Source organism: Paenibacillus sp. J5, from assembly GCF_054955055.1.
On record NZ_JBUEDD010000004.1, the window covers coordinates 282,420 to 306,312 of the forward strand.

At 55.3% G+C, this 23,893-nt stretch carries 23 protein-coding genes; 12 read left to right on the plus strand and 11 right to left on the minus strand.

Going from position 1 to position 23,893, the window contains the following annotated elements; genetic code table 11:
* The first annotated feature begins 26 nt into the window (after positions 1-26).
* The 3 genes from ACY1JZ_RS08695 to ACY1JZ_RS08705 are packed head-to-tail and all read left to right on the plus strand — an operon-like array spanning position 27 to position 1,854.
* Entirely contained in the window at positions 27-758 is a 732-nt protein-coding gene (locus ACY1JZ_RS08695; RefSeq protein ID WP_462628878.1) for a hypothetical protein, read from the plus strand.
* Between the two features lie 29 nt (positions 759-787).
* Positions 788-1,492, plus strand: coding sequence for a pirin family protein (locus ACY1JZ_RS08700; RefSeq protein WP_462628879.1), 705 nt, complete (start codon positions 788-790; stop codon positions 1,490-1,492).
* A gap of 23 nt (positions 1,493-1,515) precedes the next feature.
* The gene (locus ACY1JZ_RS08705; RefSeq protein ID WP_462628880.1) at positions 1,516-1,854 is read left to right on the plus strand and encodes a hypothetical protein; all 339 of its coding nucleotides are present in this window, start codon (positions 1,516-1,518) and stop codon (positions 1,852-1,854) included.
* A gap of 9 nt (positions 1,855-1,863) precedes the next feature.
* Here the strand turns inward: ACY1JZ_RS08705 and ACY1JZ_RS08710 are convergent, their stop codons facing one another.
* Positions 1,864-2,820 (minus strand): D-2-hydroxyacid dehydrogenase, encoded by a 957-nt coding sequence (locus ACY1JZ_RS08710; protein WP_462628881.1) that lies wholly within the window; start codon positions 2,818-2,820, stop codon positions 1,864-1,866.
* A 374-nt stretch (positions 2,821-3,194) separates the two neighbouring features.
* Between ACY1JZ_RS08710 and ACY1JZ_RS08715 the strand changes: the two genes are divergently transcribed.
* The 3 genes from ACY1JZ_RS08715 (at position 3,195) to trhA (ending at position 5,333) form a co-directional block, all read left to right on the plus strand.
* Entirely contained in the window at positions 3,195-4,262 is a 1,068-nt protein-coding gene (locus ACY1JZ_RS08715; RefSeq protein WP_462628882.1) for an NADH:flavin oxidoreductase/NADH oxidase, read from the plus strand.
* Between the two features lie 80 nt (positions 4,263-4,342).
* On the plus strand, positions 4,343-4,612 hold the full coding sequence (locus tag ACY1JZ_RS08720; RefSeq protein ID WP_462628883.1) for a hypothetical protein: 270 nt from the start codon (positions 4,343-4,345) through the stop codon (positions 4,610-4,612).
* 76 nt (positions 4,613-4,688) lie between these two features.
* The gene (gene trhA, locus ACY1JZ_RS08725) at positions 4,689-5,333 is read left to right on the plus strand and encodes a PAQR family membrane homeostasis protein TrhA (RefSeq protein ID WP_462628884.1); all 645 of its coding nucleotides are present in this window, start codon (positions 4,689-4,691) and stop codon (positions 5,331-5,333) included.
* A gap of 149 nt (positions 5,334-5,482) precedes the next feature.
* On the opposite strand, the gene ACY1JZ_RS08730 is transcribed toward trhA, so the two are convergent.
* From ACY1JZ_RS08730 to ACY1JZ_RS08765, 8 genes are all read right to left on the minus strand, one after another.
* Positions 5,483-7,087, minus strand: a complete 1,605-nt coding sequence (locus ACY1JZ_RS08730) for an ArnT family glycosyltransferase (protein ID WP_462628885.1) — start codon at positions 7,085-7,087, stop codon at positions 5,483-5,485.
* A 76-nt stretch (positions 7,088-7,163) separates the two neighbouring features.
* Positions 7,164-8,798: an ArnT family glycosyltransferase gene (locus ACY1JZ_RS08735; RefSeq protein WP_462628886.1), complete on the minus strand. Its 1,635-nt coding sequence runs from the start codon at positions 8,796-8,798 to the stop codon at positions 7,164-7,166.
* Between the two features lie 2 nt (positions 8,799-8,800).
* Complete coding sequence (locus ACY1JZ_RS08740; protein WP_462628887.1) at positions 8,801-9,229, minus strand: GtrA family protein; 429 nt, start codon at positions 9,227-9,229, stop codon at positions 8,801-8,803.
* The gene (locus tag ACY1JZ_RS08745; protein WP_270165245.1) at positions 9,192-10,196 is read right to left on the minus strand and encodes a glycosyltransferase family 2 protein; all 1,005 of its coding nucleotides are present in this window, start codon (positions 10,194-10,196) and stop codon (positions 9,192-9,194) included. Before ACY1JZ_RS08745 ends, ACY1JZ_RS08740 begins: the two co-directional genes overlap by 38 nt.
* Before the next feature lie 114 nt (positions 10,197-10,310).
* Complete coding sequence (locus tag ACY1JZ_RS08750; protein ID WP_462628888.1) at positions 10,311-12,725, minus strand: cyclic di-GMP-binding domain-containing protein, MshE-related; 2,415 nt, start codon at positions 12,723-12,725, stop codon at positions 10,311-10,313.
* The gene (locus ACY1JZ_RS08755) at positions 12,722-12,946 is read right to left on the minus strand and encodes a hypothetical protein (protein ID WP_462628889.1); all 225 of its coding nucleotides are present in this window, start codon (positions 12,944-12,946) and stop codon (positions 12,722-12,724) included. The genes ACY1JZ_RS08750 and ACY1JZ_RS08755 overlap by 4 nt, the downstream gene beginning before the upstream one ends.
* A complete protein-coding gene (locus ACY1JZ_RS08760) occupies positions 12,943-14,232 on the minus strand; it encodes a sugar phosphate nucleotidyltransferase (RefSeq protein ID WP_462628890.1) in 1,290 nt (429 codons plus the stop codon). The genes ACY1JZ_RS08755 and ACY1JZ_RS08760 overlap by 4 nt, the downstream gene beginning before the upstream one ends.
* Before the next feature lie 384 nt (positions 14,233-14,616).
* Entirely contained in the window at positions 14,617-15,399 is a 783-nt protein-coding gene (locus ACY1JZ_RS08765) for a lipase family protein (RefSeq protein WP_462628891.1), read from the minus strand.
* A 242-nt stretch (positions 15,400-15,641) separates the two neighbouring features.
* On the opposite strand from ACY1JZ_RS08765, the gene ACY1JZ_RS08770 reads away from it, so the two are divergent.
* The 6 genes from ACY1JZ_RS08770 to ACY1JZ_RS08795 all read left to right on the plus strand — a co-directional run bounded on the left by ACY1JZ_RS08770 (position 15,642) and on the right by ACY1JZ_RS08795 (position 21,732).
* Entirely contained in the window at positions 15,642-16,625 is a 984-nt protein-coding gene (locus tag ACY1JZ_RS08770; RefSeq protein WP_462628892.1) for a Gfo/Idh/MocA family protein, read from the plus strand.
* Between the two features lie 196 nt (positions 16,626-16,821).
* The gene (locus tag ACY1JZ_RS08775) at positions 16,822-17,325 is read left to right on the plus strand and encodes a DUF948 domain-containing protein (RefSeq protein WP_462628893.1); all 504 of its coding nucleotides are present in this window, start codon (positions 16,822-16,824) and stop codon (positions 17,323-17,325) included.
* Positions 17,326-17,386: 61 nt separating this feature from the next.
* Complete coding sequence (locus tag ACY1JZ_RS08780) at positions 17,387-18,550, plus strand: PP2C family protein-serine/threonine phosphatase (RefSeq protein WP_462628894.1); 1,164 nt, start codon at positions 17,387-17,389, stop codon at positions 18,548-18,550.
* 95 nt (positions 18,551-18,645) lie between these two features.
* The gene (locus tag ACY1JZ_RS08785) at positions 18,646-20,292 is read left to right on the plus strand and encodes a helix-turn-helix domain-containing protein (protein WP_462628895.1); all 1,647 of its coding nucleotides are present in this window, start codon (positions 18,646-18,648) and stop codon (positions 20,290-20,292) included.
* 128 nt (positions 20,293-20,420) lie between these two features.
* Entirely contained in the window at positions 20,421-21,449 is a 1,029-nt protein-coding gene (locus ACY1JZ_RS08790) for an ABC transporter substrate-binding protein (protein ID WP_462628896.1), read from the plus strand.
* Between the two features lie 97 nt (positions 21,450-21,546).
* Positions 21,547-21,732, plus strand: coding sequence for a hypothetical protein (locus ACY1JZ_RS08795; RefSeq protein ID WP_462628897.1), 186 nt, complete (start codon positions 21,547-21,549; stop codon positions 21,730-21,732).
* A gap of 67 nt (positions 21,733-21,799) precedes the next feature.
* On the opposite strand, the gene ACY1JZ_RS08800 is transcribed toward ACY1JZ_RS08795, so the two are convergent.
* Together ACY1JZ_RS08800 and ACY1JZ_RS08805 are read right to left on the minus strand one after the other, a co-directional pair.
* Complete coding sequence (locus ACY1JZ_RS08800; RefSeq protein WP_462628898.1) at positions 21,800-22,915, minus strand: magnesium transporter CorA family protein; 1,116 nt, start codon at positions 22,913-22,915, stop codon at positions 21,800-21,802.
* A gap of 106 nt (positions 22,916-23,021) precedes the next feature.
* Positions 23,022-23,876, minus strand: a complete 855-nt coding sequence (locus ACY1JZ_RS08805; RefSeq protein ID WP_462628899.1) for a LysR family transcriptional regulator — start codon at positions 23,874-23,876, stop codon at positions 23,022-23,024.
* Positions 23,877-23,893 lie beyond the last annotated feature (17 nt).

Consider the following 23,893-nt stretch of genomic DNA (forward strand, 5'->3'; position numbering starts at 1 on the left):
AATGAACATTTGAGGGTGGGATGGAGATGGAAGCAAGCCACAGCAATACAACTCAGGTTGAGAGAATGCGGATTGTGCTGCTCGCCGGCATCGCGACAGCGCCCCAGTTCTTTGGGCGCTGCTGCGATTGGGTGGCGTCGGTCGCACGGCAGGCGGGATGGCTGGCGAGGGTGGATGCCATCTATCCCTATGGCGACCACAGCCGCAGCGTCTGGAGGCAGGTGGGTGAAGTATCCGGTGATCTGCCGCATCGGTTGAGCCTGCTCCGGGTGGGCGGCCGGGCCGCAGCGGATCATATCCGCAACAGCTATGATGGGGAGCAGCTCGTACTGATCGGACATAGCGGCGGCGGCGCTGCCGCTTATCAGGCCGTTCGCATCCTGCTCAAGGAGCAGAAGCTTCGCCCGGAGAACTGCCGGATTATTCAGATCGGCTCTCCGAAGATGCCGATAGCGCCGGAGCTTCGCCAGCATGTGTATTACATTCATGCGGTTGACGACCACGGCAAAGCCAAGGATCCGATCACAAGGCTGGGAAGCTGGGGAGGCTGGTCAGCGGGGCGCTTCCGCCTGCCGGGGTGGAATGCCAGCAAGTATGCGCCCGCACATATTGAAGGCATCGAGCTGATAGGCGGTCATGCCGATTACTTGCGCCATGACCAGCCATTTGTCGATGAGCAGCAGCAATCGAATCTGGAGAAGACGCTTGGTCGTGCCTGGCAATGGGTACAGCAGAGCATGAACGCACCCAGGCGCTAACATTCCGATGAGGAACGGGGGAAACGAAGATGATTACGATTCATAGGGCAGAGGACAGACATCATGCAGATAAGGGGTGGCTCAAGAGCCATCCAAGCTTTTCATTCGGGGAGTATTACGATACGGATAATACGCATTTTGGCGCGCTGCGCGTATTTAATGATGATATTGTTGCCGGGGGACACGGCTTTGGCGCCCATCCGCACCGGGAGATGGAGATTGTGACGATCGTGCTTCGCGGCGAGATCAAGCATGAGGACAGCACCGGTCATACAGCGGTGACCGGCTTCGGCGGTATCCAGCGCATGAGTGCTGGCACGGGCATTATTCATTCGGAGATCAATCCCCATCCTGATCAGCCGGTTGAGCTGCTGCAGGTATGGATTACACCGGAGCGTGCGGGGCTTGAGCCTTCCTATGAGACCTCTCGCTATCCGGTAGCCGAGCTGCGCAACCAGCTCCTTCCCATCGTCTCCAATCATTCCAAGGAGGGGGAAGTGGCTCATATTCATCAGGATGCCACCTTCTACCTGTCCGAGCTGGATGCGGGAGCAGAGGTGAGCTTTCAGCAGAAGGAAGGGCGCCGTATCTATCTGTTTATTATCGAGGGTTCGGTGAAGCTGGCTGACGGAACCGTACTGGCGCGGCGTGATGCCGCACGTATAACCGAGCTGTCCGAGCTGAAGCTCCATGCTGAGCAGGAAGCACAACTGCTGCTGATCGATCTGCCATAATACGTAAGGGGAGGAGAGGGCATATGAGTGAAACAATCCAATATCGTCTGCTGATCAAGCAGGTCATCGGCAGATTGCTGCTCGATACGGTGAAGGCGGGCCTTTCATTTACACTGGATGAGCACGAGGAGGGATGGCGCATTCGGGTGGAAGGTGTGCCACAGGAGAAAGGGCAGGAGATTATCGCGCTGGTTGATGATCTGAATCTGTTCTATTTTGAAGAGAATCCATCCGATCCATCAGCGGTTCGCAAATGGTGGCTCTACGGAAAGCAGCGACCCCGCCATAGCTATGACGAGGCCGGACAGACGTTGGAGCTGATCGTAGATTCAAGAGTCGGGTACTCGAATCAGAGCGTGTAGTAGCCGCTCCTAATATTCGCTGTTATAATCGACAATATTGCGCATGAGCTCCGGCTTGCCTTGGGCATACAGCGCCAGATTGCTTATGAACAGTTGGCTCGCTCTGGCATCGTAGTAGGGGCTGGCACCGCCGATATGCGGCGTTAGGATAACCTGCTCCATCGACCAGAGCGGATGATCCTCGGGCAGCGGCTCCGGCTCGATCACATCCAGTCCCGCAGAGCCGAGCTGTCCGCTCTCCAGCGCCTCCACCAGCGCGGAGGTCACTACGGTCGCACCGCGGCCGATGTTGATGAAGCAGGCTCCGCGCTTCATGAGGCCAAACCTTGCTTCATCGAACAGATCCCGCGTCTGTGCGGTAAGGGGGAGGATGTTCACGATATAATCGCTGCGCCGCAGCACGGTATCCAGTTCGTCCAGACCATACATCTCATCCACCTCCGGCGTTGGCTGTCCGCTGCGCCGCACACCGAGCACGGTCATGCCGAATGCGCGGGACAGCCTGGCGATCTGCCGGCCGATCTCGCCGGCACCGATGATCCCGACTGTGGAGCCGTGCAGCTCTCGGAAGGAGCCACCCTTGCCCCAGACGGCTGCGCTCTGATCACGCACCGCCTGCTGAATATTGCGGTTGAGCCCCAGCATGAGAGCGAAGGCGGTCTCGGACATCGGAACCGGATGGATGCCGCTGGCATCGGTGAGCCGGATCCCCTGCTTGCGGAATAGCTCCAGCGGGAGCTTGTCTACGCCCGCTGCCCAGCTCTGCACCCAGCGCAGCGGGACGTCGCGTCCCAGTGTCTCTTGAGCGGCGATCGAGCTCCAGCCGCATATGACCTCAGCCTCACGGAATAACTGTGGATCAAGCTCCTTGGCTTTGCCAAATATACAGCTCCAGCCTGGCGCTGCTGCGCGAATCTGTTCCTGAGCTTCCAAAGTAACCTGCTGCAATACAAGTAAAGTCGGCATGTAGTATCGTTCCTCTCTGTAGGTTGTACGAGCTTAATGCGCCTATCCGTATGGTAACACGTAGATTGCGCGCGCGAAATAGCGCTTTTTCAGAATGCGGCCTTGTTGAAGATAAGGCTCAACCTAATAATCAGTGCTTGACAGAAGACAGAGCTTAGCGGAGGGGCGGAGGGATTCTGGAGAAACGTCAGTGTTCGCCTTTAAAGACCGATTCCCACCATAGTCCTCATATAAATAAAAGGAATCGGGCTTTAACAGCGATCGGAAGAACCCTCTGTCCCGTAGCGTCTCATCTCGGCCCAAGTCAAGAACTGATTTCTGGTTTGAGCCGAAGATAATCAAGCTAATTATTTTGATCGATAGGAGGTTATAAGATGAGCCATCTCGATTCACCATTTACATGCAAGGGGTTGACCCTGAAAAATCGCATCGTTATGCCGCCTATGTGCCAGTATTCCGCCAATGCCCGCGACGGCATGCCGACCGAATGGCATTACGTGCATTATGTCACGCGCGCTGTAGGCGGAACCGGCTTGATCATCATGGAAATGACCAATGTGGAGCCAGATGGCCGAATTACCGATCATTGTCTGGGCTTGTGGTCGGACGAGCACATCCCGGCATTCTCCAGAGTGATTCGCGAATGCCAGTCCTATGGAGCCAAGGTCGGCATTCAGATTGCCCATGCCGGACGCAAGGCGCAGGATGCGCCGGAGCCTGTCGCTCCATCGTCGATCGCGGTGGATAGCAGCTACAGGCAGCCTAGAGCGTTGTCCACCGCAGAGGTGAAGGCTATGGTGCAGCGCTTCAAGGATGCGGTGCGGCGGGCAGTGGAGGCCGGCGTGGACACGATTGAGCTGCATGGAGCGCACGGCTATCTGATCCATCAGTTTCATTCTCCGCAGCTTAATCGCAGGGAGGATGAATATGGTCGCGATCTGGCGTTGTTCGGCGTGGAGGTCATTCGTGCTGCCAAGGAAGTGATGCCTGAGGACATGCCGCTCATTATGAGAGTCTCGGCAGTCGAATATATGGATGGCGGCTATGAGCTGGAGCATATGCTGAAGATTGCCGCACGCTATATGGAAGCCGGGGTCGATCTGTTCCATGTGTCGAGCGGGGGAGAGGGCCCGGCCGGGAAGCTGCGGCAGCCCGGCAATTATCCGGGGTATCAGGTTGATCTGGCCAAGTCGATGAAGGCAGCGCTCGGCCTGCCGGTCATTGCGGTCGGCCTGCTGGATGACCCGCGCCTTGCAGAGCAGGTGGTGGCCACGGGAGCGGCTGATCTTGTTGCAGTCGGCAGAGGGATGCTGCGTGACCCATACTGGGCGGATCACGCCCGGCTAGCATTGCTGGAGGGAGCGGATGGTCAGCAGGCGGGCAACGCTGCGGGCAGTGCCGCTGCTGTAGTGGTGCCGCTTCCGTATGTCCGAGGCTATTGACGTTTATAGAGACGGGTAGCATTCGGCAGCAAAAACAGATAAACTAAAGTTAATTCCTTCTATAACGAGGTGAGATGAACATGACGGACAATCAGCCAATCAACGAGAGTGAAGCTAATGCAGTGGAAGGTGCTCAGACGGAGGCAGGCGAAACGGCAGAGAACGGTACTCAGGCTCAGCCCCGCAAGGTGTCACTGGCGGAGGCGATGAAGCAGAAGCTGGCGCAGAAGAAGCAGGCGCAGGCGGAGGGGAATAAGTCGAAGAAGCATCAGGCAGCAGGCAACCAGCCGAAGATGAAGAGCCAGAATACGAAGAAAATTAATAACCAACGCAAGCGTATGGGCGTATAATAGGTCAGATACAGAGCATCGGCACGGTGGCGTCACAGTCATGTCCGATGGAACAGGATAGAAGGGGGAATGAGATATGGCGAATACCCATACTTATACCCGGCGGGAAGAGGTGGCCAATGCCATCACACATGGCATTGGAGCGCTGCTCAGCGTAGCGGCACTGGTGCTGCTGATTGTATTCGCCGCCATGAAGGGAACAGCCTGGCATGTTGTGAGCTTTACCATCTACGGAAGCGCGATGCTGCTTCTGTATGTATCCTCGACACTAGTGCACAGCTTCCCAGAGGGCAAGGTTAAGAATTGGTTTGAAATTATGGATCACTCCTGCATCTATATCTTTATCGCAGGTACCTATACACCAATCTTATTCAATGTCGTGCAGGGAACGACCGGCTGGGTATTGTTCGGCATCGTGTGGGGGGTAGCGCTGGCGGGCGTAGTCTTCAAGTCGTTTTTTGCCTCCAGATTTTTGTTCACCTCCACGCTGCTGTACATCGCGATGGGCTGGATTATCGTGTTTGCCTGGGGTCCGCTGGTGGACAATCTTGCCCCGGGAGGATTGAAGCTGCTGATCGGCGGAGGGCTGCTGTACACGGTCGGGACAGTGTTCTATATGTGGCGCAGCTTTCCATACCATCACGCCGTATGGCACTTGTTCGTGCTAGGGGGCTCGGTGCTCCATTTCTTTGCTATTCTGCTATACGTATTGCCGCATTAGAAGCGTCAGCCATGTCATACGGCAGGCGCGCACAAATGCAAAAGACCAAAACCCGAAGAATGCGACAACGTTCTTCGGGTTTTGGTCTTTTTGGTGATCAGGAGAGAAGGCGAACAGCAAGGCATTCGATCATACTATGCTATACCGTGCTACTGGATAGCTCCTCTTTGCGGTTCCGGTTCATGAACTTTGTACAGCCGCCATTGGTTATCGAAGTCGTGATACAGCGTAGCCCATGCGCTTCCCTTATCGTACAGGTCGGGATAGGTCACATTGATGGTGCTCTTCGGCCCATTGCGTAGAGGAGACGGAATGAGAATATAGTCCACCTTATACTTCAGCGGATCAAGCAGCGCCGGCCTGAAGTCATAGTCGCTCGTAATGAGAAACTTCTTCGCATTGGTGCTGTTCACTAAGATCGTAAAGGCATTCGAGGAGTCGGTCAGGATCGTCTCGGTGGTGAAGTGATCGTCTATCCACTGGGCAATGGCACGTTCCTCGCGCTGCTGCCTCGCGAATTCATTGGTCTCAATCGTCAGGAAGTTGTGCTCATCCGGCGCAATGTCGGGCTGGGTAATGGCATAGCTTAGCAATCCAGCCGTTCCCGCCATGCAGACGATGATGAGCGAGAACGCTGCGCGCCGCCGCCAGCCATGCCGCAGCTTGCTCAGCTCATAAGGAATCCAGGCGACGACAACCGGAAATACATACATGAAGTAGCGGAACCAGCCAAAGGACGATGCCTTCATCAGCAGCAGAAACTGCAAGCCCGGCACTGCGGCGAACAGCAGCAGCAGCACCAGCAGATCAGGCTTATGCAGGCGCCAGGAGAATAGCCGGATCAGCAGTACAGCGAACAAAGGCAGCGAGTACCAGAGCGTCTTCTTGGCGATGAACAGAAGCGAGAGCAGCGGGCTGTTGAACAGCTTCACGAAGTTCTCGTCATTTTGCAGTACCTCGGATTGCGCGACGTTGGAGTACTCCGAGTTCAGGAAGTAGAATGGATTGCCCATAATGGTATAGTTGAAGAAAATCCACAGCAATCCTGAGAAGATCGCGGGCAGCAGCACAATAATCCAGGTCGCCTCGATCTTGTTGTACTTCTCCAGCGGCTTCAACTGTCGCTTCTCCTGGCTGCGATGATGGATGAACACAATGACTAGCACAATCGCAATCGCCAGGGAGAAGCCGAACGGGACCGCCTCATAGCGCGTCCAGAAGGCGAGCGAGAGAGCGAAGCCGCTGAAGATGAGGCTGCTGGTCTTGCGCTCCTTGATCCAGAAGGTGAACTCAATGATGGTGTACATCAGGAAATAGATATAGGGCGCGTCGCTGAGTCCGTTGGCGCCGAACAGGAATACGAACGGATTGAGACAATAGAGCAGCGCGAGCATCGAGCTCATCGTCCTGGACAGCTCGTAGCGAATCCCGGTCTTGTACAGCAGCACAGCGGTCAAGCCGGAGAAGAGAGCGGTCATGATGACCCCGGCGAAGCCGCGAGAGGCGAGCACGGGGAACAGCGGATAGAAGACGAGAATCGCCAGCTCCATCAGACTCGGCAGCGGGTTCCAGATGAAGCTGATCGCCCCCAGATGCGGATCGCGGCTGTAGAGCACATAGAAGGCATTGGCAACCCGGCTTAGGGCATCGGTATGCATGTAGCCTTTCATGAAGGCGAGATAGTAACCAAGCGCAATCTCCCCGGCAAATATGATCAGAAATATTATCCATGAAAGGATACTCCGTTTTGACATCCTCAGGCTCCTTTTGCTTTGTCATGATGCATGATCTAAGTGGGTAGAGCAGATAAACCAGCTTGACGACAACCGACTATCTGGCAGAAGCTGACTCATGTGAAGTAGTTACAGTTACTTCCGCCTCCGCTTTCGGTTCATGAACTTTGTACAGCCGCCATTGGTTATCGAAGTCGTGATACAGCGTAGCCCATGCGCTGCCGTTATCGTACAGGTCGGGATAAGCCATATTAATGGCGCTCTTGGGTCCGTTACGGAATGGCCGCGGAATGAGAATATAGTCCACCTTATACTTCAGCGGATCAAGCAGCGCCGGCCTGAAGTCATAGTCGCTCGTAATGAGAAACTTCTTCGCATTACGGCTGTTCACTAAGATCGTAAAGGCATTCGAGGAGTCAGTCAGGATCGTCTCGGTGGTGAAGTGATCGTCTATCCACTGGGCGATGACACGTTCCTCGCGCTGCTGCCTCGCGTATTCATTGGTCTCAATCGTCAGGAAGTTGTGCTCATCCGGCGCAATGTCGGGCTGGGTAATGGCGTAGCTCAGCAATCCAGCCGTCCCCACCATAGAGACGATGATGAGCGAGAACGCTGCGCGCCGCCGCCAGCCATGCCGCAGCTTGCTCAGCTCATAAGGAATCCAGGCGACGACAACCGGAAATACATACATGAAGTAGCGGAACCAGCCGAAGGACGATGCCTTCATCAGCAGCAGAAACTGCAAGCCCGGCACTGCGGCGAACAGCAGCAGCAGCACCAGCAGGTCAGGCTTATGCAGACGCCAGGAGAATAGCCGGATCAGCAGTACAGCGAACAAAGGCAGCGAGTACCAGAGCGTCTTCTTGGCGATGAACAGAAGCGAGAGCAGCGGGCTGTTGAACAGCTTCACGAAGTTCTCGTCATTTTGCAGTACCTCGGATTGCGCGACGTTGGAGTACTCCGAGTTCAGGAAGTAGAACGGATTGCCCATAATGATATAGTTGAAGAAAATCCACAGCAATCCTGAGAAGATCGCGGGCAGCAGCACAATAATCCAGGTCGCCTCGATCTTGTTGTACTTCTCCAGCGGCTTCAGCTTCGGGTCCTCCTGGCTGCGATGATGGATGAACACAATGACCAGCACAATCGCAATTGCCAGGGAGAAGCCGAAGGGGACCGCCTCATAGCGCGTCCAGAAGGCGAGCGAGAGGGCGAAGCCGCTGAAGATGAGGCTGCTGGTCTTGCGCTCCTTGATCCAGAAGGTGAACTCAATGATGGTGTACATCAGGAAATAGATATAGGGCGCGTCGCTGAGGCCGTTGGCGCCGAACAGGAATACGAACGGATTGAGACAATAGAGCAGCGCGAGCATCGAGCTCATCGTTCTGGACAGCTCGTAGCGAATCCCGGTCTTGTACAGCAGCACAGCGGTCAAGCCGGAGAAAAGAGCGGTCATGATGACCCCGGCGAAGCCGCGAGAGGCGAGTACGGGGAACAGCGGATAGAAGACGAGAATCGCCAGCTCCATCAGACTCGGCAGCGGGTTCCAGATGAAGCCGATCGCCCCCAGATGCGGATCGCGGCTGTAGAGCACATAGAAGGCATTGGCAACCCGGCTTAGGGCATCGGTATGCATGTAGCCTTTCACGAAGGCGAGATAGTAGCCAAGCGCAATCTCTCCGGCAAATATAATAAGAAATATTATCCATGAAAGGATACTCCGTTTTGACATGCTCAAGCTCCTTTTGCTCTGTGGTGAATCTCGGTATTCTGCCGAAAGGTCCAGTAGCGGTTCAGCACATAATTATGCAGCGGCACAAGCACGGTAATGATGCATTGCCCGAGCAGATAAGGCAGGTGCATCCATTCAATCGCAGCATACATGACCAATGTGTTGAGTGTGAGTCCAGAGAGCGAGACCAACGTATATTTGACAAATTGCTTCATCGCTGACTGACGGGTGGAATCGGTGAACGTCCATTTGGCATTCAGCACATAAGAGACGAGTAGTACGCCAATGAAGCCAAGAGCTGAACCGACAATGGGATGCAGGCCGCCCCATTCCACCAGCGCCACCAGCAAGGCAAAATGAAGCGCTGTCCCGAGCAGACCAACAATGCCATACTTAATGATTGGAGACTGCAGGATAGATGCTATCGACATGATTATTCTCCTCATAGCGGATAGAGGCGGACGTATGCTGGCTTCTGGCGCTAATCAAGTAACGCGGCCTTCCCTTGACTTCATGGTAGATGGCCCCGATATATTCTCCCACAACACCGATAGATACCATCAGCACAGAGCCAATAATCAGTTGCAGCAAAATAACGGTCGTAAATCCAGTGACGGCGTCGCCTTGCAGCTTGTTCACCAGTGTATGTATACCCAGTATAACGGAGCAGACGAAAAATAACAGGCCGATATAAGTAACGATCCGCAGCGGCTTGGTAGAGAACGAGACGATGGCATCGAGCGCCAGCCTGGCGAGCGCACGGATGCTCCAGCGGCTATCGCCGCCCGAACGCGACTGCACCTCGAATGGCAGCTTCGTGCGTCGATAGCCGAGCCAAGCCGACATGCCGCGGAAGAACATCGTGCGCTCCGGCATTTGCCGCCATGCTTCAATGACCTTCTGGTCAAGCAGCTTGAAGTCGGAGGCGTTCTTCAGGTCAAAGCCGGATAGCTGATTCAGCGTCCCGTAGAACAGCGAGGCGCCGGCTCGCTTGTTCCAGCTCTCCCTCCCGCGGCTCGTCTTGACGCATTCGACCACCTCATAATGCTCCTCCCGCCATAGCCTCACCATCTCAGGAATGAGCTGAGGGGGGTGCTGCAGATCGCCATCCATGACGATGATCGCTTTGCCCCGGGCATATTCCAGCCCGGCGCAGAGCGCTGATTCCTTGCCGAAGTTGCGGCTAAGCCGCAGTGCGATCAATCCCTTAACATACGCGGATGATTTCTCCAGCACATCCCAGGTATCATCTGCTGAACCGTCATCAATGACGACCAGCTCATAATGGGAACAGATGGAGGCAGCGGAGGCTGCGATGGTCACCAGTGATTCGGCCAGATGCTCTGCTTCGTTAAATACCGGAACGACGATCGTCAGCTCAGGCTGATTCGTATCCATATCGTCTTTCTCCTCTCTACATTACGGATGCATGAAGGACGCCCGCCGCGGGAAGCGGAGACGGACGGACAGTCGCCGGGTACAGTACGGCCATGTGTACTTGTACCCGGCAAGCTACATGGAGGGAGTCCCCGGCTTGCCGCCTGGCTGATGGATGAGGCTGTCTTCGGCAGGCAGGCTCGCTAGTTCAGCCAGCTCCGCCTCCTCAGGAGCATGCAGTCCGTGGACGGTCTTCTCCCAATAGAACGGCTTCGTAATGAGCTGCCAGGCCGCTTTTACTGCGGCGATGCTCATCATGACCCAATAGATTGGGGTCAGCAGGGCGTAGCGCACAAGCGAGTAGGAGAATACCTGCTGCCGCTTCTGCTCCAGCTCGTGGATAACCCAGTAGACACCGGCCACGTTGCTGAAGATGAACAGGAAGTTGCCGGCATAGAGCTCCACGCTCGCCAGATAATAGATGGCCCCTGGAAAGAAGCGTGGAATGAAATCAAAGTGCCACCCGAACCACAAGATCATCATGACCCAGAAGAACGGATTGAGCAGCGGGAGCAGCGGCGTGGCAAGAATCATAACCTGGAAGCCCATGAAGCCCTTCGCTCCGATCTCGCGCCAGAGCTTGAACGGATTGCGCATATGAACGAGCCAGGTCTGCATGTAGCCCTTGATCCAGCGGGAGCGCTGGCGTATCCAGTTGCCGACGCGGCTGTTCGCCTCCTCCCATGTGCGGGAATCGACGATCGCTGTCTTATAGCCATGCTTATATAAGCGGATGCCCAGATCCGCATCCTCGGTAACGTTGTACGGGTCCCACGCATTAAGCTCCTTCAGCACAGAGAGCTTGAAGTGGTTGGACGTCCCGCCGAGCGGAATCGGCACATCCAGTCTCATAATGCCCGGTAGCAGCAGCTCGAACCACATGCTGTATTCCTGAGTGAACCAGCGTGTCAGCCAGTTCTGGGTGCTGTTGAAGTAATTGAGCTTCGCCTGAATGCAGGCGAATTCCTCCGGACACTTGCGGAAGGTGGCAATCACCTTCTTGAGCTGATCAGGGTCCGGGCGATCCTCGGCATCATAAATAACGACATATTCTCCGCGCGCACGAATGAGGCCATAGTTGCAGGCCTTCGGTTTCGTCTTCGGCAAGCTGTCAGGTACGACGAGGATAGTATAGTAAAAGGGCAGATCCATCGATTGCAGCAGCTCGCGGGTTTCCGTATCGTCCTCCTCGATAAGAAGCCGCACATCAAGCTTCGCCTTCGGGTAGTCCAGATTCTCCAGGTTCGTCAGCAGTTGCGGGATGACCTGAGCCTCCTTATACATCGGTACGAGGATGGTATAGATCGGCAGCTCTCGCTCATCCATCGCCTGGATCTCCTCGTCTGTGAAGCGAAATTGCGCCCCTTCGCGTGAACCGAGCAGAATAATCCAGAACTTGAAGATCGACATGGTGAAATAGAACAATTGGATCAGAATATTAACAATCAGCAGCGTTGCCCAGAAGCTCCAGATCAGGCCGATGACCAGCACCGCGCCAAGGACAGCAGTGAAGCCGAGCTGCGGCCTGGTGAAGGTCGTATGCGCTGAGTTGTGGGGCTGCTCATCAGCGAGACGGCGAGTACTTTCATGCAGCATCTCACTGCCATACACCTCGCGCCAGAAATATTCCATCTCGTCCTTTGTCGCGAGCACCTGTTCAATGGGAAGCTGGAGCAGCGCTTCGATCTTGCTGGCATCCTCATCCGAGAGCGGTGTGGAAACGGCGACCAGATAGCGATTCACATATTGATGGATGACGACAATCTCATATTCCCGTGCGACCGACTCTGGCAGTCTGACCGGCGTATCGAGGGACAGCTCCTGCCCGATGCGCCCGATATTGTTCTGTGTGGCAATCATTCGGTACAGATCGCCAGGCTCAATCATTTTAAGCGACAGCAGCACGTCACCTAGCAGCCCCCCGCTCTTCTGTTGGAACGCGAGCGCTTTGTCGAGCTGCTCTTGCGTAATCTTGCCAGAGCTGACAAGAATATCGCCGAGCCGTCCTTTGTCCTGGTTGCCTAGATAAGGGTTCAGATCCTCGGGCTGGATGAAGCCCATATCAATCAGGATGTCACCGAGCCGTCCGCCATATCGGCGCTGGCGCGCAATAGCCGTCTGCAACTGGTCCTGGGTGATCTTGCCATCATCAATCAGCATATCCCCCATGCGCCGCAGCGGTTGAGCCTGCTGGTTAGCAGCCACGGCGGCCGGAGTCGCAGCGTTCGGCAAGCTTGCACTTGCAGCCGCAGAAGCGACAGCCGCTAAGCGCTGGTGCTCCAGTTGGGCAATCCGGGCATGCGTCTCTTCGATCCGCAGTTGCAGCTCATTAATCTCGTTGTCGATGCGCTTGTTCAGCGTAAGCTGCTCAGCGCGCTGCTGCTCCAGCGCAGATTTGGCCTCTGTATAATGCTTGAGCGCAAGATTGACCCGGCGTTTGGAGGCGCGGATGCTCAGGCCGCCCAGCCTTAGCTTAAATCGTTTGTTCATGATCCGGCCTCTCCTGCTAGCTGCCGTTCCTGTTGCAGCAGACTCTTGAGCTGCTCTCGCAGCGCTAAGCTGTTCTCCCACTTCTCCTCGTATATCTGCTTGAATTCGGCCTCTTCCTTCTCAAGGAGAGACTGCAAAGATTCTTGGGCAGTCTCCAGCAAATGCACATATCGGCTTACTTCCTTAGCACGGTAGCCGACAAGAGAGCGTCTGGTTCTCATATATGCCCCTCCTGCGTCACAATCTCGATTAAGATGCTATCAGCACTTGCTTCAAAGGCGGCCTCGCCCTGTATCGTATGCGCATGACCGGGAGCAAGCGGAAGATTGCCCCCGCTTGCATCGTCGACAACGCCTTCTCCAGAAGCGAGCAGCCATTGCACGCTGGCAGCCTGAGAGGGGGCCAGATAGCGCTCACCTCGTGCTAAGATAATCCGGTTCGTCTGCAGGCCGATGCTGCCGTCCTCATGATAGAGGGTCTCCAGCTTGCGAACCGCAGAATGGGGCGCAACAATCGGCTTGACCTGCTCCACCAGTGGCTTGATATTGCCGGCCTGACGCTTGCTGGTAACCAGAATGCCGCTTTCGCCCGCTATGATGACGGCATCCGGGATGCCATTAACGATAACGTTAATATCCAATTCATTAATGATATGGGTGTTTTCACAGCCGTCGCCTAATAGCCCATGGCCGAATACCGGCTGATCCATCTGGGCGGAGATGGCTTCCCAGTTGCCCATGTCCTCCCAAGCGCCCTCGTAGATCAGTCCCCCCAGGCGCGTCTCTTGTTCAACTACGGCGTAGTCGAAGCTGGTCTTCGGCAGCAGGTGGTAGCTCTCGCGCAGCTCACTGTAGCCTGCAGGCAGCCCCGCCTCCTTCAGCTTGCCGATCAGGTAGCCAAGCCGAAAAGCAAAGATACCGCAATTCCATAGCGACCCTTCTTCAATCAATTGCCGTGCAGTTGCGGTATCGGGTTTTTCGACAAACCTCCTGATCGTGTATGGCTGCTCCCCCATGTCGGACTCCGGTACCAGATACCCATATTTACTCGAAGGATAAGTAGGGGCTACCCCCAGTAATGCGATATTGTACCGCCCATCCTCTACAGCCGTTCCCAGTTGAGAGATGCGGGAATAGAAGGCAGAGTCGGCTTTGCCATCTACGGGGATGACAACGACGACCTCATCATTAGAAATTTCCCACTCCGAATGGAGATAAGCAGCCGACAAGGCGATCGCCGGATATGTATCTCTGCGTTCAGGCTCGATGATGCAAGGAATCGAATGTCCCAACTGCTCCTGGAGCAGCGCCAGTTGGTGCTCGGATGAGGCGATGACGGTGTGCTCGATCAGTCCCGCTTTGCGCAGCTCATGCAAAGTATTTTGCAGCATGGATACCGCTTTTCCTGTTGGATGCTTCAGAAGCTTCAGATATTGCTTGGAACGCTCGTCATTGGATAAGGGCCACAGACGCTTGCCGGCTCCACCGGACAATAAAATAATCTTCATAAACTATAAGCTCCTTCCGGCAAAATGCCCGTCAAGCGTAAGGTCGGAAACGCGCGTTATTTACGGACAAATGTCGAAAAAACTCGTTTCTTAATTGATTATAACGCACAGGTATTAGAGAGATATTAAAATAGGTTTGTGTCTTACTATAAGTGAGACCTAATGATGTGTCAATATGTAGCAAAAGGTACCAAAAATAAAACTTTTCACCCCGTTCTTTATGCCTATAAAAATAACATAGCCATCTGTACAAATTCTGAACAATTGCTTAACAAACATCGCTTCCAGCCTGTCCCAAGGCGGATAGGGCGGCGCTATGAAAAGGAGCGGACAGCCTGGGCGAAATGGTTGGATGGACAAGTCCCGCGCCAAAAAAAGCTGGGGTCACGTCGGATACGGACACCAGCCTGGCGGGGTTGCGCAAACCTGCTTTGCCAGCAGCGGCGATTGATCGGACAGGGCGCTGAAATAATGGCTCAGCGCGTGGTTGCCCGGCAGGGTCGCGGCTTTTTGCTCCAATTTGTATTCTCCTTTGACATGCAGATAGATGTAGGTTTTCTCGGTCTTGGGGGAGCGGTACAGCAGCGGGGGGAGCTGTGTTACCACATCGTATTTATTGGCTACACGCCAGCAGACCGGAATACAGCGGTTGAATAGTCGGACGAAGGCAGGGTCGCCTACCCGGGGCGAGGCGAAGGTGCAAACCTTGATTTTGCGGCCGCAGTTGGTATGAAGATCGGGCGCGGCCAGCGTCGAGAGCGCACCGCCCAGGCTGTGGCCGGTCACATAGATGGGCAGCCCGTCAGGGAGCTTGGAGACGAGCTTGAATAGTTGGCTGCGCATGGAACGATAGATGTCGGTGAAGCCTTGATGCGTCTGGCCGCCGCCTTTGACGAATTTGTACTCTGTCTGTCGGGCAATAAGGTCGGACACCCATTCCGTAGCTGTGCCCGTCCCGCGGAAAGCGACGATTGCCGAGCGGCCGGAATAGATGACAAAGCCGAAGCGTTCCCTTGTATTTCCAAATGCCGTGCCTGTGAGGGTGCCAGCCAGCTCATAGCCGGAGGGCATGATGAAGGTGCCGTCCCGATTATGGAATTGCGTATAGGTTTGGCCGCAGACGGCAGCGAGAAATAGCATTTTTTTGAGATGTGGCGATGGCCCCATAGCTTCGCTCCCTTCTGTAGTTGTTCCCTTGGACGTTATGCAGGCGCTTATCTATGTATATGCGGCGTTCTGAGCAGTGGCAACGGGCGAGTGCCCGCAAAGCTGTGCTGACTTTTCGCAGAGCATGGGCTACAATGAAAGCAATAGTAAATCGCATGGACAAGGCTGGTTGAAGCTGGATTCGTCCTATGGAGGAGAAGCAGGGTCACGAGCAAATATGATATGGAAGGGATGCGGCATAGATGACATTAAAGGTTGGGTTGGTTGGCACGGGCTGGTTCTCCAAGATGCATGGTGAACTGCTTGCTGCAGAAGAAGGAATAGAGGTCGCGGCAGTCTGCGGCACGAGCAAGGAGAAGGCGAATCAGCTTGCGAGCGCGTTCGATGATGCCCGCGGCTATGCCACGATAACGGATATGCTCGATTCTCGCAGGCTGGATGCGGTCTATATCTGCGTCCCGCCGTTCGCTCATGGCGAGGTTGAGCTGGCGCTTGCGGAGCGGGGAATTCCGTTCCTGGTCGAGAAGCCGCTCGGCCTGGATATGCAGACGCCGCTTGCGGTATTGCAGGCTGTTCGCAGCAAACAGCTCATCACGTCAGTCGGCTATCATTTCAGATACATGGACAGTGTCGCAAGGGCGAAGCAACTGCTGGAGAATAGGGTTGTCGGCATGGCGCTCGGTCACTGGATGGGCGGTATGCCTGAGGTAAGCTGGTGGCGGAAGCAAGAAGGGTCTGGCGGGCAGATTGTGGAGCAGACCACACATATCTTCGATCTGCTGCGTCATCTGCTAGGCGAGGTGACAGAGGTCTATGCCGCTTATGCACAGCGTGTGATCCATACGAAGCACGAGCAGGTCAGTGTGCCGGATGTCGGCACAGTTACATTGAAGCTGCAGAGCGGAGCGGTTGCGAATATCTCCAATGCCTGCATGCTCAGTGGCGGCGGGCATACCGGATTGACCGTCTATACGGATGAGTGCAACCTGGAGCTGACGCATGGCGGCCTCGTGGAGACGCAAGGCGAGCACAGACGGGAGTATGCGAATGTGTCCAATCCGTATGTGAACGAGCTGCGCGCATTTTTCCATGCGGTGCGCACGCAGGATACCTCCGCGATCCTGTCGACCTATGAGGATGCTTGCAGAACGCAGCAAGTGACGGTCGCTGCCAATGAGTCGGCACAGAGCGGTCTGCCTGTGCGACTGGAGCCACTGTCACTCTAGGCAGCAGCAAGAGGGTGTCCAGGTGTCCTTCATCACATCGATGGACAGCCCCTGCTGCTGTGGGTTCTTCCGTGCATGCAGGTTCATTGATTCAGTTCAGGTGTGCCAGGGTAACGTTAATATAATGCTTGTATAAGCTGGACAGCATAGAGCAGGCGATTGCAGCGCCGCTAATGAAACAAACGGGGGAATGACGATGATCATTGAAATTAGCGTACTCATTGTTGCTATTGCGATCGTAGTGCTGGTTGTCTATCTGGTTCAAACGCTGCGCAAAGCGCAGCAATCCATCCAGACTGCCAATGAGACGCTTGCCGAAACGAAAGAGCTGATTCAAACCTCCAAGGGAGATATAGACCAACTGATGACAGGTGTCAACACCTTGATTGAACAGTTGAATCACCAGGTAAGCGCAGTCGATCCACTGATGTCGTCTGTACGCACTGTCGGCACTGCGGTGAATGAGGTGACGGAAGCCGCCAAGGAGGCTTCAGCGGCGTGGGCAGGGAGCCTCAAGGAGCGAGCCGCTACAAATGCTCAGGCTAATCAGTTGCCGAATTGGCTCACATGGGTCGAAACGGGAGTGAAGGCGTATCAGGCGATCAACAAGCTGGTTCAGGCAGGCAAGCAGCGGCAGGGAGCGGCTGCCGGTCAGGAGGCTGCGGCTGCGAGTGAGCGCGTTGCTTCGCCGAAGCAGTGATATGGAACAAGCACATACTGCGCGTCAATCGCGGCAGTCCATAGGAGCAAGGAGTTGAACAATGAGAATTCTGGTTGTCGATGATAATCCGATGAACGTCACAGTTGTCAAGGAAATGCTGAAGCGGGCAGGATACCGGGATATTCACTCTGCCGCCTCTGGTATGGAGATGTTCACATTGGTCGGCCTCGATGAGGACGGCATGGAGCAGCGGGACCAGAAGCTTGGCGTTCCCGATTATGATCTTATATTGCTGGATATGATGATGCCGCGTATTGACGGCATAGCGGTGTGCCGTGCACTCCAGCAGTCGCCAAGGCTGAGGGATATTCCGATCATCATGGTGACAGCGATCGGAGATTCCAAGAAGCTGGCCGAGGCGCTGGATGCAGGAGCGAGCGATTATGTGACCAAGCCGATCAACAAGGTGGAGCTGCTGGCTAGAATTCGGGTAGCGCTGCGCTTGAAGGAGGAGAAGGATTGGCACAAGGAGCAGGAGCGCAGACTGCGGGAGGAGCTGCAGTTGGCCCGGGAGGTGCAGTCTGCGGTGCTGCCGTCGCCTGTGGCGGAGGAGCGATTGGAGATCGGCGCCCTCTACCTGCCCTCCGAGGAGCTGGCCGGGGATCTGTACGCCTGGCATCGTATCGACGCTAACCGATACGGCATAGCGGTAGTGGATGCTATGGGACATGGCATCTCCTCCTCGCTGGTATGCATGTTTATCGCTTCGGTGCTGAAGGATGCGATGATCAAGCTGGTGGACCCGGTGCTGGTGGTGCAGGAGTTGAACCGCCGCGCATTGCAACTGCAATTCGCCGACCAGCTTATCCAATACTACTATACAGCCATCTATATGGTTGTCGATGTCGAGCAGGGCCAGATTGAATATGTCAACGCCGGACATCCGCCGGGATTGCTGCTGCGCGAGGACGGCACAACGGAGCTAATGGCAGGCGGCAGCAGCGCGATCGGCATGTTCGACAATATCCCGGTAGAGAAGCAGCATATCTCCGTCGGGAGGAAGGATCGAATTGTTCTCGTTACGGACGGGCTAATAGACATCATCCCTACGCCGGATGATGAGAAGCTGGAGCGGCTCTACGAGAAGCTGGCTGCCCCCCTCCCGGAGCAGGCGCTCGCATCTTGGGAGGAAGAGCTGTTCTCCACTGCAGTCCAGCCGGAGCGCGCAGATGATCGCTGTCTTGTATGGGTCGCTATGAAATAATGACGGCAAGCTGCCACATGGAAGCATCGCTTCGCTATTCTCCGGGATGGCGAGGCGATGCTTTTCTGAATCGAGGTAGCATGGAGGTGAATGGATTGGAGCGCATAGTTCAACCGCTTGAGCCTTCGTTCTATGCGATGCTGGAGAGAATGAGCTTCAGACTGCATGGAGTGGAGGAGATCAAGCCGACAAGCGAGGAATGGTATTTTCGTGTTCGCTTTCTGGCTAGCCATATGCTGCTGGTGATGACAGATGGCCAAGGCTGGCTGACGTTGGATGGACGTTATATCGAGCTGCGTAAGGGTGGAATCTATGCTTGTCTGCCAGGACAATTGGTTGAGGCGAGGATTGAATTGCTTGAATTGCATGGTGAGGCCAGCAGCTACTGTCTATTCTATGATGTGCTGGAACAGCAGGCAGATTCCGAGGTTTGGGAGACGGTGCGGCATAACAGCCGATTCCCCGTTGCAGGCGAGGCGGCGCTCCTGTCTCCGCTGTCCATTGGCATGCTGTGTGAATCATTGCACCGGGCGTGGTCAGAGGAGCACCCGCTGAGCCGTTGGCGGGCGCAAATTATGCTGCAGGAGCTGCTGCTTTCCATGCTGGAGGGTAGGCGGCATGGAGAGGTGGACGATGTTGAGGCGTTGCTGGAGCAGATTCGGCACTATATTGAGCGGCATTGCAAGCAGAAGCTGACGATAGAAGGTCTGGCGCAGCAGGCGGGCCTCAGCGCCCGGCATTTCATGCGGCTATTCAAAAGAAGATACGGCTGCAGTGTCATGGAGTATGTATCCGTTCATCGAATCAAACAGGCGCAACGGCTGATGCGGGCAGACCGCAGCGCCCGTCTTAGAGATATTGCCGCGCAGGTTGGCTACCAGGACGAGATGTATTTTCGCCGCAAGTTCAAGCAAATCTCCGGTATTCCTCCAGCCTCGTATATGCGCAATTGTCGCCAGCGCATCGCGGCTGGCCATCCGCTGGCGATCGGTATTCTGCTGGCCTTGCAGATGGTACCCTGCGCGGCGCCTGCCGATCACCCATGGACGGAGTATTACCGCCGCAAATATGAGACGGATCAGGTGCTGCCGCTGGAGGCCGGGCTGGAGGTCAGATTGCAGCAGCTCCGGGAGGCTGCGCCAGATGTCATCCTGGTGATGGATGGTCTTGTGTCCGCGAAGGAGCAGGAGAGATTAAGTGAGCTTGCACCTGTATGCGCTGTTCCGTGGTCGGGTGCGGATTGGCGTACCCAGCTTATATTCGCTGCTCAATATTTGGAGCGAAGCGGGGCGGCAGAGGCGTGGCTGCAGCGGTATGAACGCAAGGCGGCATTTGTCAGGGAGCAGATACGCTTGCAACTGCGCGGTGAACGGCTATGCCTGCTAAGTATCCGCGGCAGTCAACTGGAGCTGGTCGGCATCGATAGCATCGGAACGGTGTTTTACGACGATCTTGGCATCGCGCCTGCTTCAACGGAAGGGTTAAGGCCACGCAGCCGCGTACTGACGCTGGAGCAGCTTGGCGGGCTGGATGCGAGCAGGCTGCTGCTGATCATTGGGCAAGATCAACCGTCGCAGACCACCTGGCATCGTATCGCCAGCAGTGAGCGTTGGAGGAAGCTGTTGCCTGTTCAGCAGGGCAAGGTGGAGCTATTGTCCCACAGCCCGTTAGTGGAGTATTCCGCCTTCGTTCATGATCTGCTGCTCGATGAGGCATTGAAGCTGTGGCGGGATCGTCCATAGAATAAAGTCAGAATCGTCAATAGGATGCGATGCAAAATTCCTTTATACTACTCCTAAATGACAATGATAATTAATCTTAATTAGAGTTATGTCATGATGTAGAGTGTCGACAGGAGGAGTAGTTGGAAATGAAACAGAACGTGAAGCTGGGAGCAGTGCTCCTATGTATGGTGTTATGGCTGGCAGCCTGCGGGTCAGGAAGCGGGCAGCCTGCGGGAGATGGACAGGCAGGAGGCATGCAAGCCGGGCCAGGCAATGGACAAGCTGCCAGCATGCAGGCGGCAGATGATGCTACAAGCAAGGCGCCTCAGACACGCAAGGTGTCCACGGTTAAGGGTGAAATTGAAATTCCGGTCGAGCCGCAGCGAGTCATTGGGCTGTCGGTAGTGTACCCGGAATTTTTGTATGCGCTGGGCATTACGCCGGTCGCTGTCCAAAACTATCATAGCGAGTATCCGTCTTACTTGACGGAGCCGTTCAAGGATACGGTCAAGATGGGGATCGGCCGCACGCCCAACTTTGAGGCGATTCTGGCTGCCCAGCCAGATGTTATACTTGCCCCGGAGTGGTGGTCAGCGAATGACTACGACCAGCTATCCGAGATCGCCCCGACGCTGCTGCTGCCCGCACATGATGATTGGCGCGATGAGCTGAGGAGCATTGGCGTGGCGCTGGACAGGCAGGAGCAGGCGGAACAGGTTATTGCCGATCTGGCAGCCAAAGAGGCAGAGGTGCGTGGGAAGCTTGATGAGCTAGTGGGCGATGAGACGGTCGTCTATATGCGGGTTATGGCGAAGGAGATCGTCGTGCATAGCGAGAATATCGACCGCGGCAGCTTCATTCACAAGCAGCTTGGGCTGAAGCCGCTCGATAATTTCCCCAAGGCAGAACGCGCGATGCCCATATCGCTGGAGATGCTGCCGGACTTCAACGCGGATCATATCATCGTTCAGCTCGATGATGACTCCAAGGATGAGGTGCAGGAGAGATTCAAGGAAGCGACAGATAATTCGTTATGGAAGAAGATGAAGGCAGTCCAAAACGGCCATGTCTACATGGTCGGAGGCAAGGAATATTTCAATCTGGGCATGTCGCCGCTGGCGGATCGGTTTGCGATGGAGGATATATTGCAGGCATTTGAGCAGCGGCTGAAATAGCCGGCTTGGATGGCGGAGCATCAAGCTCTATGTCAGCCATTGGCTACCGCAGCAATCTGAATGTCTTCCTTGCTTGAGATTGTAGAGCAGCGAGGGGATGGTGGCCGTCGACGGTCAGGCGGTCGCGGCTATGCCTGGCATCTTCGCTGCGGGCGACTGTATCTATGCCGGCAAGGTGCGGCTGATTGCCGCAGCCTTCTCCCGATGCGGCGCTTCGTATGAGCAGCGCCAAGCTGTACCTGGAGCCGTCGGCGCCAAGCATGGCCTATGTCTCCTCGAATAAAGAGAGCTTCCGCGAGCTGAACCGCAAGTTGGCTCATAGAGGAGAGCAGGCGTGATGACTTGGGGCCTCAGCTTCTGCTGCGGGAGCGGCTGCTCCTGCTGGGGCTGTCGGTCGCATGATCTGACGGGTGGTTAGAGCCGTCAGCTATGGGAGCTGTATCGTTCTGACTGGGTCTGGCATGGGCTCGTTCGCTGCTGCCGGGTCGTCCACTGCCGCCAGCTTGTCCGTGTCCATGCTTGCTGGCGGCGGCTTTGCTGGAGCGTCCGCTCTTGAGCAGATCGCCTGTCCAGCCCTTGTGCCAGAGCCAGAAGTAGACGCCTGCGGTCAACAGTCCTGTAATGCCGAGCACCAACGCAAAGCCCCAGGATTCCCGAAGCCACGGCAATCGTTGAAAGTTCATGCCCCAGAGAGCGCCGATGACTCCGGCAGGAGTGAACAGCGCTGTGAAGATGGTCAATGTTTTCATCACATCGGTGCCGCGCAGGTTGGAGATGGCATCATCCATGGAGATCAGCGTATCGATCTGCTGATTGTAATGCTTGATCAGGCTGTCGATACGCTCCAGCTTGAAGCGCAGTCGGCTGAAGCCTTCCGTAGCATCGTAGTGCTGCAGGAAGGCTTCTCTGGCTGCCATCTCAATCTCCAGCACCGGAACGAATAGCTGGCTCCAGTGCAGCAGCTCATAGCGACGCTCGAAGATGCCATCCATCAGGTCGGCGCGGTTGCGTCTGCGCATGGAGTTCTCCAATTGATGCAGCTTGGCTTCAAAGCTATCCAGTCCCTCATGGAACGTATCGAGCACATGGCTGAGCAACAGCATGAATGCCTCCGGGGCGCTGCCGCACTGCTCCAGCCGTTCGTTCCAGGGCGAGCGCTGCATGCGGAGCACAAGGCGCAGATCCGAATGCAGGGTGATCATCTGTTCGGGCGTGACCCAGAAATGAAGCATCTGCACATCCTGCTCGTCGTCCGACATCTGAATGAGCAGACTGCCTTGCAGGAGAGGGAGGCCTCCATGCAGTATGGTCACATGAATATGATTGGTTGTACGCAGCACGCTTTCATCCAGCCAGCGCGCGCAGAGTGGAATATCCTTTTTGAGTGTCAGATGAGAATTGTCCGAGGCTTGAAGCGAATGCATCCATTCCCACCCGGCATGATAACGAAATTTGCGGTGTGTCATTCGCAAGCGACCTCCCGGTCCGGTTGTCAGTCCGTTCAATAGTTTAGCTCCATCATACCTTATCGGCGTAAGGGTTGCAAAAGGAATACGAATCGGCTGCAGAGCTTTAAGGCAACTGTAGCTGATGGATCAGTTCTGTTAGGGCAGCAGAGTGAATCTCTCTTGACGGATAGATGAATCCGACCTCTAACTTGCGATAGTGCTCTGGCAATGAATGACTGGAGATTCTTCCTGCCTCCTCCGCGAATGTAACGGAGGATCGCGGCAATAACGATACGCCTAATCCAGCCGAAACCCCATTTACTATCACTTCCATCGTGCCAAATTCTCTGATTTCATAAGAAGAAATCCCTTTCTCCTTCAACAGACTCTCCGCTCTGGCGCGGTGCGTACAGCCCACATCAAAAAACAGCATCGGCATGGTAAGCAATTGTTCCATATCCGCTCGGTTCTGCTCCGAAATCAGTACAAGCTCATCCTCAAATACAGGCAGATAGTTCAGGCGGGACTCATGAATTGGACCATAGATAAAGGCTCCATCCAGCTCATCAGTCAACACCTGCTGTACAAGATCATGGGTGGCGCCGGTGTGTAGCTGGAACTGAACCTTCGGATAATGGGACTGATATTCCTGGATGACAGGGAGGACATAAGTGGAAGCTGCCGCTTCAATACACCCCACCCGAAGAGAGCCATCAGGAACATCTGAATATTGTGTCGTTCTTCGAGCCTCCTCCAGCAAGCTGATAATCTGATCTGTATACCGCAGCAAATTTTCCCCTGCGGATGTCAGGAGCATCCCGCGATTCGTGCGCCGAAAAAGCGGGAGTCCCAGCTCAGCCTCAAGCAATCGTATGCGAGCGGTCACATTGGACTGTACATAATTTAATACCTGTGCGGCCTTGGTAATACTTCCTTCTCTAGCAACCGCCTGAAATATTTTGAGATCGCCGCTCTCCAATGGATTCTGGCCTCCCA

Excerpts from the sequence above, each read along its gene's own strand:
- ACY1JZ_RS08695 (WP_462628878.1), top strand. The coding sequence starts at position 27 with ATGGAAGCAAGCCACAGCAATACAACTCAGGTTGAGAGAATGCGGATT.
- ACY1JZ_RS08700 (WP_462628879.1), top strand. The coding sequence starts at position 788 with ATGATTACGATTCATAGGGCAGAGGACAGACATCATGCAGATAAGGGG.
- ACY1JZ_RS08705 (WP_462628880.1), top strand. The coding sequence starts at position 1,516 with ATGAGTGAAACAATCCAATATCGTCTGCTGATCAAGCAGGTCATCGGC.
- ACY1JZ_RS08710 (WP_462628881.1), bottom strand. The coding sequence starts at position 2,820 with ATGCCGACTTTACTTGTATTGCAGCAGGTTACTTTGGAAGCTCAGGAA.
- ACY1JZ_RS08715 (WP_462628882.1), top strand. The coding sequence starts at position 3,195 with ATGAGCCATCTCGATTCACCATTTACATGCAAGGGGTTGACCCTGAAA.
- ACY1JZ_RS08720 (WP_462628883.1), top strand. The coding sequence starts at position 4,343 with ATGACGGACAATCAGCCAATCAACGAGAGTGAAGCTAATGCAGTGGAA.
- trhA (WP_462628884.1), top strand. The coding sequence starts at position 4,689 with ATGGCGAATACCCATACTTATACCCGGCGGGAAGAGGTGGCCAATGCC.
- ACY1JZ_RS08730 (WP_462628885.1), bottom strand. The coding sequence starts at position 7,087 with ATGTCAAAACGGAGTATCCTTTCATGGATAATATTTCTGATCATATTT.
- ACY1JZ_RS08735 (WP_462628886.1), bottom strand. The coding sequence starts at position 8,798 with ATGTCAAAACGGAGTATCCTTTCATGGATAATATTTCTTATTATATTT.
- ACY1JZ_RS08740 (WP_462628887.1), bottom strand. The coding sequence starts at position 9,229 with ATGTCGATAGCATCTATCCTGCAGTCTCCAATCATTAAGTATGGCATT.
- ACY1JZ_RS08745 (WP_270165245.1), bottom strand. The coding sequence starts at position 10,196 with ATGGATACGAATCAGCCTGAGCTGACGATCGTCGTTCCGGTATTTAAC.
- ACY1JZ_RS08750 (WP_462628888.1), bottom strand. The coding sequence starts at position 12,725 with ATGAACAAACGATTTAAGCTAAGGCTGGGCGGCCTGAGCATCCGCGCC.
- ACY1JZ_RS08755 (WP_462628889.1), bottom strand. The coding sequence starts at position 12,946 with ATGAGAACCAGACGCTCTCTTGTCGGCTACCGTGCTAAGGAAGTAAGC.
- ACY1JZ_RS08760 (WP_462628890.1), bottom strand. The coding sequence starts at position 14,232 with ATGAAGATTATTTTATTGTCCGGTGGAGCCGGCAAGCGTCTGTGGCCC.
- ACY1JZ_RS08765 (WP_462628891.1), bottom strand. The coding sequence starts at position 15,399 with ATGGGGCCATCGCCACATCTCAAAAAAATGCTATTTCTCGCTGCCGTC.
- ACY1JZ_RS08770 (WP_462628892.1), top strand. The coding sequence starts at position 15,642 with ATGACATTAAAGGTTGGGTTGGTTGGCACGGGCTGGTTCTCCAAGATG.
- ACY1JZ_RS08775 (WP_462628893.1), top strand. The coding sequence starts at position 16,822 with ATGATCATTGAAATTAGCGTACTCATTGTTGCTATTGCGATCGTAGTG.
- ACY1JZ_RS08780 (WP_462628894.1), top strand. The coding sequence starts at position 17,387 with ATGAGAATTCTGGTTGTCGATGATAATCCGATGAACGTCACAGTTGTC.
- ACY1JZ_RS08790 (WP_462628896.1), top strand. The coding sequence starts at position 20,421 with ATGAAACAGAACGTGAAGCTGGGAGCAGTGCTCCTATGTATGGTGTTA.
- ACY1JZ_RS08795 (WP_462628897.1), top strand. The coding sequence starts at position 21,547 with ATGGTGGCCGTCGACGGTCAGGCGGTCGCGGCTATGCCTGGCATCTTC.
- ACY1JZ_RS08800 (WP_462628898.1), bottom strand. The coding sequence starts at position 22,915 with ATGACACACCGCAAATTTCGTTATCATGCCGGGTGGGAATGGATGCAT.